This window comes from Gammaproteobacteria bacterium (assembly GCA_028819075.1).
Lineage (GTDB): Bacteria > Gemmatimonadota > Gemmatimonadetes > Longimicrobiales > Gaopeijiaceae > BD2-11.
Genome location: JAPPMM010000060.1, coordinates 1 through 12,284, shown reverse-complemented (window position 1 = coordinate 12,284; position 12,284 = coordinate 1). Strand labels below are relative to the sequence as shown.

Below are 12,284 nucleotides of genomic sequence, written 5' to 3'. Positions count from 1 at the left end.
GCCCGCTCGACCGGTTCTCCAGAACGCTTGCGTCACGGGGGCGTCCATAGATGTTAACGCTTCACGAAAACCTCTGGCCGGGGGAATGCCCCCGGACCCCCGAACAACATGTCCGCCCGCCACAAGGAGGCCGCCGGGCATGGTCCGTCCCCGGAAGCCCGAGGCCGAACGCAGGAGCCGCACGATCGGCGTGCGCGCGGGACCAGACCGGCGGACTGGCCTCCCCAACTCGCTCCGGCTCCGCGCCCGGTGGTCCTCCCGGCCTCCGGGGCGGGCGGAGTCCGTCCCCCCGACCGGGACGTTTGGATGGGATCCGTTCCGCCCTTCTCCCGCCTGTGTGGCGATGTCCGGGGTGGACTCGCGCGGCCGGTGGAACGCAGGAATCGGGCTCGCCGACAGTCCGGCGGGGGCTGTTTCGCCGGGTGGACGCATGGCGGGCGGCCAGTGCGGACGTGACGCCGGAGTCGTCCTGCAAGTTATCATGTGAAGCGGCAGGACTTGGCCAGACTTCGCGCGAGGAGAAGAGAATGACCAAAGCCGACCTCGTTCAGCAGGTCGCCGATGCGCTCGGACGGCAGGTCACCAAGAAGGCATGCGGGCTGGTGGTCGACGCCTTCCTCGACGCCGTGAAGGTAGCGCTCGCCCGCGGCGATGGCATCGAGCTCCGGGGCTTCGGCACCTTCAAGGTGCGGCACCGCGAGGCCCGCAAGGCTCGCAACCCCAGGACCGGAGAGGCGGTCGAGGTCGCGGCCTGCGATGTGCCGGTCTTCCAACCGTCGAAGCTCCTCCGCAGCCGGGTGAACCGAGCTTCCGGCGTGTCCGGGGCGTAAGAGCTCCTGGAGGCCGTTCACGAGCCATAGCCTCGCCGCCGGGGCCGCGACGCGGCACGCGGTTCCCACCGCCACCAGGCGCAAAGGTTGGCGCGGGGCGACCGCCGCCGCCGTGTGGCCGACAGCGTCCAGATCCGACAGCGTGAGGCCTACAGAGCGCGCCTTGGCGTACCACTCCGCACACTTCGTTCGCTGGAGAGCGGGTCTTCACCCACACGGCGCGTCCGGCACTCATGACGCGCCGTTGGCGTAGGGGGGGTCACAGGGGGCACAGCCCGCCGCCAGCCTCCGCAGGGGACGCACGGAGTGTGGCCCCACGGAGTACTCTGCTTGGCCACCTTAGCGTGGATTCAAGCCAGCCCCGCGGACGCCCGCGAAAACGCTCCATCGTGCCGAGGATCGGTCGGCTAGTATTCCTGGGCGGCGGCCTCGGTCCGGAGGACTTCGTTGAACGTCTGGACGGTCTTGGCCAGGAGATCGAGCACCTCCGGGCTTAGGCTCATGCCGTCATCGGCGTCGCTCTCGAGCCTTTTCATGATCTCGATATTGTCGAAAAAACGCTCGGGGTCCCCCTCGGAACACACGATCGCGCTGACGCACAGGGCGATGAGGCGGGCCGTCTTGAGGATTATGACCCTTTCGGCCGGGGTGAGGGCGATGGACTGGTCGCTCATGTTCGTGGACTCCCTTCGGTGGGCCGCGAGGGGGGGGCGAGCTCTTGGGCGGCAACAAGATGGCCGGGCCCGCTTCCCCGCACAAGGGATCCGCGGTGCTCGCAGGTTGGACGCAAACACGGGCAAATGCCTGCTCTTGAATAGTCAATAGCGAGGCCGCCGCCGTGGCCATCACGCCGGTCACGGTCGAGCCGATCCGGCTCATGGCTCGCGTGCTCTGGCGATGCGTCGGCCTTCTAGGGGGCGCGCAGGCGCGCGACCCGCTCCTGCGGTGAACGCGCGCCCGCTGGGCAGCTGCCATCGCTGCCCGGCGAGTGAGGAGCCGGTCGCAATGGCGTCGCATGCGGGATTGTCATCCACGGTGCCGTTGGTCGGCCGACCGCTCCATCATCCCGTCGATTCGCTGTCTCTTCGCTCCATTGCACTTCGTGGGTCTGGACGGCCCGAGGCAACTCCAAATATAATCGCGTAACACGGGAAGGGCCCACGGAAGCCCACGACGAGGAGGCGACGAGCCGGGATGTCGAGACCACGGTTGGTGGCTGTGGCTGCAGCGGCGTTGGTGGCTGCGGCGGTGGCTGTGCTGGTATTGGTCCCCGAGTCGGGGCCGCGACCATTTGAGCCGGGAGAGTGGCGGGTCGGAGCATCCACGGACGTGGTGGGCCGCGCCACCTTGACTGCGGCGACCGCTGCGGAGCGGGTGGATGGGTACGGTACCCCACCGCTGCTGGGGATACGCTGTCGCGACGGCGAGACTGTCCTCGTCCAGATGGAGACCCGCGACACGCCGGAGGACGTATGGTCCGGCGGCGCCTACGGACTGGAGACGGCCCAAGTGCGCTTCGACGACGGACCCGTGGAAGACGCGGCGTTCAGCATTCGCACCGACGACGAAGACGACTCCCAGCTTGCCTCAGTGTACGGAGACGAGGCTATCTGGCTAGTCCGCGAGATGACGCGCAGCGACCGCGTGGGGGTGCTGCTGGGCGGCAGGGGGGCGGTTTTCAGCCTGCGGGGTGGCCAGCAGTATGCGCGCCGAATTCTCGAGGTATGCGGGGTGACGGTAGAGGGTGGCTAGATAACGGGGGAGGCCCCTCCCGTGGGTGTTCCTCGCGTTAGCGGTCGGCCTTAAGGTAGTCCGCCCAGGTGGCGTCGCCGCCCGAATAAAGGTGGGTGCGCCGGTACGCGGCTTCGATGTTGTTCTTCACCACATGCGCCAGCGCCGTGTCAACCACCTCCCCGGGATGGTCGGGTCTCATCCGCCGCCCAGTCCCGGAAACTCGACGAGAACCCGTGCGCCAGCGCCGCGACCCGTGCGTCCTGCGTGAGCGGCTCGGGCTCGGCTTGCGCCTCGCCCTCCATCTTCGAGCCGATGAAACCAGCGGCGACCTTCGTCCGCCTAGCGCTTGGGCCGAGCCCAATCGCGGTGCTTCAGCGACCGGGTGAGCCTGCGCCCGTTCTCTCGCCACTCGATCTGGTACATGCCGGTCTTCGGATCAGGGAACACCCTGACCTGGTTCCGGCCCCATTCACCGGCACCGTAAGAGCGCCGAACTTCGTCTCGTTCGTGCCATCATTCGATTCCTCTCGATTGATGGACTACACGACCTGCGCGAACGAGACTTCGCGGAAGCCATCTCCGCCAACCGGTCGCCGCCCGCGCAGTCCGGGACGCGTGCTTTACAGGTCCCGGAACGCGCGCCAATATCGTGGCGGAATCCCGAACTGCATCGAAATACGGGGAGGTTCCCCATGCAACGGCGCACGATCTCCGACGCGGTCCGCGGTGAGATCATTACACGTGCTTGGGAGGGCGAGACGTTCGCGCGCATCGCTCGCGATCTCGGCGTGCCGCCGTACCAGGTTGGAAGGATCGCGATGCGCGAGGGCGGCTTCCCCACCAGAGCCGAGCTGATCCGATTGCAGGGCGATGCGATCTGCGCGGCCTACCAGGAGAGCGGCAGCATGGCGGAGGTTGCGAAGCGGTTCGCGCTTTCGGAACAGGCCGTCTCGAACACGCTGCACGCGCGCGGAACTCGGAGGCGAAAGCCGAGGCGAAGGTAGCGGGTCCCAAGCCTGGCGAGAACCGTGCTTGCAGCATGGCTCGTTGCCGATCCGGAAGTGTACATCGACATCAGGGTCGTTATGCACGGGAAACGCGCTCGGACGCGTGACACGACGACGATGCCGCAAGTGGCTGGTGGCCTTGGGGGTTATGAGGAAGCATGGCGATGAACAGCTACGTGCTGACGGTGACACTGGCGGCCCTTCTCCCCACCGGGGTTTCCGGCCAAGACGACGTGGCGGACAGGGTACGTCGTACAGTGGAGATCCTGGAGCTGGTCGAACTCGCGAAGACGGATCGGGAAGCGGCCATGTTGGTTTTCTCCGGCGCGCACCAGGCGGCGGCGCGGATCGTGGAGGACCCGAGCAACTGGCGAGCGTTGCCGGATGAGTTGGACATGTACTTCGACTACAGCCGCGACATCATCGCAGGCGAGTTCGGGCCGGTGCCCGATGCAACGCGCGACTTGATCGCCGAAGCGTTCGTACTCGTCGCCATCGAGGATGCCGATAGGTGGTGGTGGTACGACCGCGTGGCTGAAGCGGGCGAGGCGGGATTCGAGCGCGTCGACCAAGCTCTGTTCCATATCTACACCGCTCTGCGTGAGCGCAATCCCAGACGGGCAAGCATCGTTATCAACGGGTATGCGGACCGTCCGCCGGAGCGCGCACTGCCGTACCTGTCCCGACTCGTCGCCCAGCAAGACGACGACGTGGCCGCGATGACGGCGATTGAGATCATGGCGCGGGCCGGAGAGGAAGGCGCTGACGCCATCATGGCGCTTGAGCGCGCTGGAACCGTGAACGATTGGGTCTGGCACGCCATCCGCTGGGGCACGCATGGAACGAACGAGGTTTGTCCGCATGTGCCCGATTTCACGCCCTGCGTACACAACGTCATCCTTGGGAACCCTATTGGAACCATGCAGATCAGTTGCCGCGACCTGCACCGGATCCGTGAAGCCTTCCCGCCCGAGGAATACGAGGAGATGGTGCGAAGCCTGTGTAACAGCTGCCGCGACCTACCTCGGATCCGTGGAGTTTTCCCGCCCGAGGAATACCAAGAGATGGTGCGAAGGCTGTGTAACCGCCGATGACGATCAGGGGATCGGCGCCCCGGTCAGAGCGCCCTCCTCTCCGGACAGCAAGTCAGACGCCGGCCCCGGCTGGGACACCGCGACCGCCGCTCCGTTCGTGGCGGGACCGGCACCGGAGGCTCTGGGAGGCGCTGAGGGAGGATGGCCTGTCGGTTGAGGCCGGGCACCATCCTCGGCATGGACGACGAGGCGGTTGCGGAAATGGGCGGCTTTCAGGCCTGCCTCCGCCGGATCGCCGAGATGCGGGAACTGCTCCGGTCGGCACGTCCCGAAGGCATGATCGACGGCCATTCGGTGTGGCGTTCGAGCCGCCTTTCGGGAGTCCGGATTTGAGCGCCGTTCGGGGGAGCCCGTTGCCGATCCGGAGGTGTGAAAACGACATCGGGGTGCTTGTGCAGGGAAATCGCGCCGAAGCGTGCGGAACGCGGGTTCCGCAAGTCGCCGGACGGCTTGGGGTTGGGCCACGGCCCGCGGATCGCCGGTGCCGATCCGGGTCTACGGGCCGTGGACGGGAGCGACCCCGGTGTTCGGCATGCCTCACACGGCCACGGCGGCGGTTGGGATGTGCACGGCCATCCCACCCTCGCCTGGGGTCGCTCCCGGTCCAGCAATCCCTTGCGGGAAGGCTCGTCGAGGGCCGAGACGACCACTGTCACTCCCGTGAGTGCGGTCAGGAACTTCTTCCGCCTTCCGTCCGGGGTCGGGAGGGGGACTCGACCACGGAGGAAGGGACGGGCGGAGTCCGTCCCGGAGGCCGAGGGACCGGCGCCGAAGCGGTGGCAACGCCGGTCACGCTGTCCGCCGGTCACTCCGCGGACTCACCCGAAGCCCGATGGCCTCGACCGGCGGTGACTCCAGTTGCTCGCCGGGTTTTCCTTTTGGGATGAGCCAACAAGTGATACGACGGGAAGCTCGCAAGCAACCGACGTCGTCAAAGCTCTAGAGCCACGATGAGCATGCTGATCACAACGAGGCTAAGGCAGACCACATGCAGTCGGGAGAACGGTCGGCCCGGGATTTCCCGCCCTCGCCACCGATGGTACAGGATCCGTCCCAGCCGGATGCTCGCGACACCACCTACAAGCGCAGCGAAGAACTGCAGGTCAATGGTCATAGCCCATCTCCGTAATCCATCGTCGTATCCGCTCCTGGTTCAGTAAGCCTCCGAAGAACCCGGCGAGCGCCGCGAACCCCGGTAACACGAGGAGGCAAGACCGCGTACCGATTCGGCCGAGGCGGGCTTCGGTCAGCCAACGAAACGACGCCACGAGTCCGATCAAAGCAAAAAGGTAGATCGCAACTCCTTAGCCTTCAACGCGCCAACGCACCAACGCGCAAGAAGCCCCACATGCCCGAGTCCAAGCTATCGTCCCGATGGTCGCCCATCATGCAGAAGTGGTCGGGCGGGAATGACGATCGGTCTCTGGATTTCGCGCGTCGAGGCGTAGTCCTCCGGATCCTGAAGCAAGTGGTATCGTTCATCGAGTTCGGTGGGTCGATGAACCGGCGCTTCCATCGCGGCGAAACCGTCGCCGACGATCTTGCGCGGATCGGCGCGTGCATTTCCGGGGGATCGAAAGGGGGGCGGAGCACCCCTCGCCAGCCCCGGTGTATGACACTGGGTAGGCGGAACACAAGAGGTTTGAATCACGGCAGGGAATCATCTAAAGTCATACAGGACTGCATGATCCGCCATGTCCTGCCGCCGGGTTGAATCTTGCTGGACCGTGCCAAATGACCGGGAAACCGCTACCGAATGGCGGGAAAGCCCTAGGAACGGCGAACCGACCTCTTCGGCATGGTCACCACCAAATCACTATGGCCGCCGCGAGGCCGCCCTCATGCCGCCTTCGGGGCGCGCCGATGTCTTGCGGTCCGCCAGTGGACGAAGAGGTGAGTCGCGAGTCTCGGCAACTTCGTCCGTCGCATACGAGCGGATGAGGGCGGCACGTACGACCGGGCCATGGTAAACGCCGTTTCTGGTAAGTCTTTCGGCAAGTGGCCGAAGTTCATGTCCCCCACGCTTCCACAGCTATTGCCTAGGGTTGATCCGTGGCGGTGGTCGTCAAGCCGTCGAATGCCGGTCCCCAAGCACCTCCCCGAGAGCTCGACCGCATCTGAGCAGTTCGGCTTGTGCTGCTCGTCCGCCGAGCTTGACCTTCCGGCGCCGGAGTCGCTTGAGTTCCGCTCGACGCACTCCTTTCGCGTGCCCGATTACCGGCACGAGTTCCCAATCGGCACGGCCAGATACCCATCTCGACAGCCGTAGAGCCTCTACACCTCCTTGAAGTTGATCGACCGCATGTTCGCCGTTGAACCTCCCGCCCTTTAGTTCAATTGGCACGATACACGCCGAGGGTCCTTCGGCAACGAGCAGGTAGTCGCACCGTTTGCGGTCTTCCGAGATCCGCATTCTTTCGCAATCGAGATCGATGACCAAGCGGTCTCGCGGTACGCCGCCCAGCTTCAGTGAGCAATTCCCTTTTCTGCATTTCGTCGCGAAGCATGCCTCATGGACACTTTGCCGGACATGCCGCAGGATACCGTTCATTCTCCCCGGTCATCCGGAGAGCACCGGAAGATCCGCGCACTCTCGTTGTAAAGCGCCTCGCTCACGGCGTCATGGTCCGCTGGATAGAGGCCAGTCTCCGGGTCTAGTTCCAATCCATCCACGAAGGAGCCATCTCCCTCCCCTTTTGATCGGAACAACCACACGCCAACGTGGGCGGGTGGTATCGCCACATCCGGGTCCGCGATCCCAGTTCGCCTTTCTTGTGGCGTGCTGGATAGCTTGACGCGATTGGCCACCTGCTCAAGGAACCACTCACTATGCGTCGTCACGACAACTCTGAATCCGGAAAGCACCCACCGGATGACCTCCCGGGCCAGCACGGCCTGCATCCCGGGATGCAGGTGCGCCTCCGGCTCATCGATGATCAGCAGATCACCTGGACGCACTATGTGGCGTAAAAAGACCACGACAGAAGCCAACTCCGATACCATCGACGATGTTCGCATTAACGGCATGTCCTGCCGCCAGCCCGACGGACGAAACCTTACATGCGGGTATCGGGAATCCGAGACTGCCACCCGAACCTCACCCCCCAGAATGCTGTTCTCCAACCGCTTCGCGAGCTGGACGTTTAGCGGATTCAGGTCGCTCGCAGTCGCGGTCAAGCGATTGAGTTGGTCCAGGAAATCAGCCGACACGCCGGAAAGAAGGGCATCTGCCCCGTCGGTCCCCGAAGTGGCCCTGTGGAGCAGCGAACTCACCAAGATGTCCCGACTGTGGGACATGCCTGCCCGGTTACCGGGCAGATAACGTGGTCTACCAGCAGTCAGAGGCCGCCAAATCCAACCCCGTACAGCGTCGGTCAGCTGATGAAGAAGACGGAGTGCGTAGCCGATCTGATCCCCTCCAACTGCGGGCGGCAGCGTGGGGTGCGAAGGCCACTCTTCCCCCAACTGCAAGACGCTTGGGTGCAGCGACCGCGTCTTTAGCGCGGCGTCGAGTTGGTCGATCGGCAGCGTGGGCGAGCCATGGACACGACCGACGGCCTGAACACCTTCGGCATTCATCTGTAAGTCGTAAACGAGCTTGCCACCTCCTCCTGGGCGCGGCAACTCAACATGGACACTGCTAGCCTGCACGTCCGACTGCCTAACGAGTTGGCGGACTCGATTCACGCCGAAGCATCGACGCAGCTCAACGTCCAAGCTTCGCTCAACTCCCGGTATCGACTCCAAGCATGATCGCACGTGCGATTCGATCTGTGGCGGGAAACCAAGGAGAGTTGCCGCTTCACCTTGGATCCCAGCAACCCTCTTGGCCCAGTCTCCGATTTCCCTCAAATCGGATACGTGTGGTGTACGGTCATCGCGATCCGCTAGGTCGCTGGAACCAACTAGATTCCTGAAGCTCTGATGGAGACAGTAGATCAGAGTCGCCAGATACGACTTGCCCGTGTTGCTCGGCCCGACAAAGACCGTCAACGGTTGGAGCGTCACGCCGGCTTTAGTGATTGGACCGAAGTCGGCTACCGTTAGCCCGTAGTCGCACTCCTGCGCGGTTCGGAGGCCAGAGACGCTCACGCCATGGTCTCCGAAGTCGCATCCGCCAAGATCTCCTGCCGCGCCTCGTCGAAGCGGGCCTGGCAGTAGTGCGTAGCGACGAGCAATCCTTCATCGCCGATCTCGCCACGGCGGTGGATCTCTTCGGCGGTGCGCAACTGCTGCGCGCGAATACCGTCGATCCGGTGGAGTAGTCTTGTCTTCTCGATACCCGGCATGCTGGAGCAGTGCTCCACTTGCTTCTGCCGCAGCAGCTTGCCTAGCTCTACCCCCGTATCCACTCCTTTCAACTGGTCGAGCCACTTCCGTACAAGATCCGGCGGGAACACGGCGCTTTGAAATGCGGCCGACATATCCCCAAGCCAATGCGCCAAGTCACGTTTCGCGTCCAAAAGCCTCAGCGCATGGTCGAGCGTCACCTCCATCGGATCGAACTCTTCGGGCACGGTGACGTGCTCTCGCCGGTGCGACACGAACGGCCCGAACCGCCCTTCAGTCTGCACCGTAACGACAGCTCCCGTCTCCGGGTGAGGCCCCAACTCGCGCAACGCAAACCGCCCGAGGAGCTCTAAGGCTTGTTGCAGACCCACATCGTCAGGCTCTAAGCCTTCCGGCAAGTCCACAATCTTGACCCTTGGTCCGCCGCGCCTTCGTTCGCCGAGTTGCACGAAGGGTCCGAAGTTACCATCCTTGACATACACATGCTGGCCGCTCTCTGGATCTCGGCCCAAAGGACGATCCTGCTCCATCCGTCTGTTGACAAGTTGACTCGCTTCTTGAAGTGTCAGTGAGTTTGGGTCCAAGCGCGATGGCACGCCGATTCGAACAATACTGCCTGACCCACCGGCCGGTATGGATCGACCCAATTGCAGGTAGGGGCCATACGGCCCAAACTTCAAGAAGATCGGTCGGCCGGACTTGGGGTCGATACCCCACGGCTGCTGACTCACCAGCTTGTCGTCAATCAGTTTGAGAGCCTGGTCCAAGGCGATGTCCCTTGGATCGGCGCGCATGCTACTCGACCGGTAGACGCTACCGGGTTCGGACGGTCCATTTAGCGTGACGACGCTCTCGACGGATCGCGGCATGCGGTAGATCGCTCTCTCCGGGTCGGATGGCCCGTACTCCACCCGATCCGGCAACTCGATTCGCAAGGCCCGCTTTGGGCGTGGGTCCGATCGCCGGCCCAACTGAATGAACACTCGGCCATTCGGTCCGACCTTGACGAAGACCGGATCGCCAGTTTGCGAATGGCGACCGAGGCGTCTCGAGTCTCGGGCCGAATCCACGATCTCGGCAATCGCGGTAGCTACGTCGGACGAACCGAGGACACCACGGTACAGCTTCTTCGTGACCTTGCCGATGTCTACCTCGTCACGACCGTGTTCAAGCCAGCGCTGAGCAAGTCGGAGCTTTGCTGCGTTGAAATCGCATTTGAGTTGATCCGCATAGCAAGAAAGGGCGGTGCGGTCAATCGCATCGAGTTCGTGAAGAGTCCTGAGAAAATCGGCTTGGAGCCGGTAGGCAGCACTGATCGTCGACACGACGTTGGCGGCGGCAAGGCGTGACGAGGCAATGAGTTCAAAGCACTCGTCGACAAGTGAGATCGTGTCTCCAAGGAGGTTCTTCGCTCCTTCTGATCGCTCTGCGGTAGCGTCATCGGCAGACGAAATCTCACCAATCTCGGGCGTCCCAATCGCTTGTTCAGCGGTACGCTCGGAGGAATCCTGCCCGATGCGAACCGTGAGGCTTCCGGTCACACTCACGCCCGGTCTGTGGTGCCCCTCTTTGATCGTCGCAATCAGATCGGCGACCCGGTACCCGTGTTGCTCGCACAGTTCCTTCACGGACGAGAAGGTAGGCAGAGCTGCCAACGATCCGAGAGGCGTGGGATCTCGCCATCCTCGGGGCAGGTCCCACTGCGATTCGCTCGGGCTGCTCACATCACACCTCTTCGCATGTAGTGTCCCGCGAAGGCCCGTCGGCAGTCGGGCTTCAGGACATCGCCGCACCATTCTGTCGCCCCAAAGCTACGCTTGAGTAGGGCCGTGGTCCAGCGCTGCACGGGCCTCATGCCCAGGAAACGGCGCACGATTCCGTTGGGTCAAGCGACAGTGCCTAGCCGCGATTCTAGGGCGGGTGAGCACGGCGATTCAGGCCGATACGGCCCACTGAATCGGAGCGTTGAGGCTGCGACGGGCGATTTCGTCTCCGTTCACCTGACCCCGGAAGAGCGCTCCATGGGGGGCGTTTCGACGAGCCGCTGGCGGCGGCGTCCGATGGCTCCGACACGTTCTGAAACAACCTGACACGTTCTGACACAATGAGGCGTTTCCGCCCGGTTGACTTCCCTGCGGGCTGTCCTTCAGCGTCCAAGCATGGAGACGCCGAAAACACCAGTTCGACACGCGGGTCTGCACATCCCCGATGGACACCTCCGCACCGTCTGCTACGGCAGTCGCGGTGAAGCTCCCGATCCGAACCGTGCGGACGGTCCGGACCCCGGAAGCTCTTGGCATGGGCCGGGATCGGCCTGGCCGCCTTCGGTTCCGACGGCTGGATTGAAACCCGTGGCGAATGAGACTCGTAAGATACGGCCCTTCGGGTCACCGAAGGGTGAAGGGCGGCACGCCCAAGCATCGAAGCGAAGAGCCGGAGGAGTCGCAGTAGTCAGGTTGATCCAACCCAAGGCGGAACCGGTGCCCATGCCCAGCGACATGGGCGCTGGAGAGATCGTTCGCCGCTCCGGCTTCCGGAGTGCATGGACGGCGCGGCACCGCTGGCCTTCGTCCGACCGCCAGCCCCGCTTCGTGAGGTCCGTCTGAACGGGTTCCCCGGAGCGCTCGCGGAGGTGCCCCGCCACCGCATCGACTCGTTGCCCCGTGGCAACGTGGGAAACGGCCTGTTTCCCACTCGCTTGCGTGCCTTGCCGACACCGTTGTTTGGCTTGACCTGCGTGTCGGTGGTGACGGAGCAGTTCGAGGTCTCGCCGAGGAGCGTCCCCCGGTGTCGGTGCGTTCCCAATCATAGCGGTTCCCCGAGCCAAAAGGGCTCGGAATCGAGGAACCGACGATGATCGCCCACCTCAAGGGACGCGACCGGGCGCTTGAACCCTTCGGCCTGACCGGCCGCCGGGCCGAGTGGATCGCGCTGGCGAGCCTTCACGGCGGCGTGTTCACCCGCGCCCAGCTTTCGGACTGGCTCGGGGCCAGCCGCTTCAAGGTGCTTCGGCTCGTGCAGGCCCTGAAGGACCGAAGGGTGTTGGCCGAGGAGACGGTCGGGGGCCTGAAGGTCTGCCGGGTCTGCGCGCGCGGCGTTTACCGCGCGCTCGGCGCGGAGGATGTCCGGTTTCGGAGGATCACCTCGACCGAGGTAGTCGTTCGCCGCCTGCTCTCGTTCGACTACGTCATCGAGCATCCGGGCTTGCCCTGGCTGCCGACCGAGTCGGAGAAGGTGGCCGCGTTCGAGGCGCTCGGCATCGACCGCTCCCTGATGCCCGTCCGGGTCTACCGGGGCGCGGCCGGGGGCGCGCGGCGCTACTTCCCGCG

At 64.3% G+C, this 12,284-nt stretch carries 9 protein-coding genes and 1 pseudogene; 6 read left to right on the top strand and 4 right to left on the bottom strand.

The annotated features are described in order from the left end of the window. Positions 1 to 527 precede the first annotated feature (527 nt). Positions 528 to 830 (top strand): integration host factor subunit beta, encoded by a 303-nt coding sequence (locus tag OXU32_16395; protein ID MDE0075535.1) that lies wholly within the window; start codon positions 528 to 530, stop codon positions 828 to 830. A gap of 407 nt (positions 831 to 1,237) precedes the next feature. Here the strand turns inward: OXU32_16395 and OXU32_16390 are convergent, their stop codons facing one another. Beyond that, positions 1,238 to 1,504 (bottom strand): hypothetical protein, encoded by a 267-nt coding sequence (locus OXU32_16390; GenBank protein ID MDE0075534.1) that lies wholly within the window; start codon positions 1,502 to 1,504, stop codon positions 1,238 to 1,240. 538 nt (positions 1,505 to 2,042) lie between these two features. On the opposite strand from OXU32_16390, the gene OXU32_16385 reads away from it, so the two are divergent. Beyond that, complete coding sequence (locus tag OXU32_16385) at positions 2,043 to 2,582, top strand: hypothetical protein (GenBank protein ID MDE0075533.1); 540 nt, start codon at positions 2,043 to 2,045, stop codon at positions 2,580 to 2,582. Positions 2,583 to 2,619: 37 nt separating this feature from the next. On the opposite strand, the pseudogene OXU32_16380 reads toward OXU32_16385, so the two are convergent. Further along, positions 2,620 to 2,800: pseudogene (locus OXU32_16380) on the bottom strand (hypothetical protein). Positions 2,801 to 3,256: 456 nt separating this feature from the next. Between OXU32_16380 and OXU32_16375 the strand changes: the two are divergent. The 3 genes from OXU32_16375 (at position 3,257) to OXU32_16365 (ending at position 4,998) form a co-directional block, all read left to right on the top strand. Then, on the top strand, positions 3,257 to 3,568 hold the full coding sequence (locus OXU32_16375) for a hypothetical protein (protein ID MDE0075532.1): 312 nt from the start codon (positions 3,257 to 3,259) through the stop codon (positions 3,566 to 3,568). 161 nt (positions 3,569 to 3,729) lie between these two features. Beyond that, positions 3,730 to 4,665, top strand: coding sequence for a hypothetical protein (locus tag OXU32_16370; GenBank protein MDE0075531.1), 936 nt, complete (start codon positions 3,730 to 3,732; stop codon positions 4,663 to 4,665). Positions 4,666 to 4,818: 153 nt separating this feature from the next. Beyond that, positions 4,819 to 4,998: a hypothetical protein gene (locus OXU32_16365; GenBank protein ID MDE0075530.1), complete on the top strand. Its 180-nt coding sequence runs from the start codon at positions 4,819 to 4,821 to the stop codon at positions 4,996 to 4,998. Positions 4,999 to 7,212: 2,214 nt separating this feature from the next. Here the strand turns inward: OXU32_16365 and OXU32_16360 are convergent. Beyond that, a complete protein-coding gene (locus OXU32_16360) occupies positions 7,213 to 7,938 on the bottom strand; it encodes an AAA family ATPase (GenBank protein MDE0075529.1) in 726 nt (241 codons plus the stop codon). 815 nt (positions 7,939 to 8,753) lie between these two features. Then, on the bottom strand, positions 8,754 to 10,583 hold the full coding sequence (locus tag OXU32_16355; protein ID MDE0075528.1) for a hypothetical protein: 1,830 nt from the start codon (positions 10,581 to 10,583) through the stop codon (positions 8,754 to 8,756). Positions 10,584 to 11,808: 1,225 nt separating this feature from the next. Here OXU32_16355 and OXU32_16350 point away from each other — a divergent pair. Beyond that, positions 11,809 to 12,284 (top strand): hypothetical protein (locus OXU32_16350; GenBank protein MDE0075527.1); only part of this gene is annotated, 476 nt, incomplete at its 3' end.

What these genes read in the sequence shown, in the direction of transcription:
- OXU32_16395 (MDE0075535.1), top strand. Translation starts at nt 528, where the DNA reads ATGACCAAAGCCGACCTCGTTCAGCAGGTCGCCGATGCGCTCGGACGG.
- OXU32_16390 (MDE0075534.1), bottom strand. Translation starts at nt 1,504, where the DNA reads ATGAGCGACCAGTCCATCGCCCTCACCCCGGCCGAAAGGGTCATAATC.
- OXU32_16370 (MDE0075531.1), top strand. Translation starts at nt 3,730, where the DNA reads ATGGCGATGAACAGCTACGTGCTGACGGTGACACTGGCGGCCCTTCTC.
- OXU32_16375 (MDE0075532.1), top strand. Translation starts at nt 3,257, where the DNA reads ATGCAACGGCGCACGATCTCCGACGCGGTCCGCGGTGAGATCATTACA.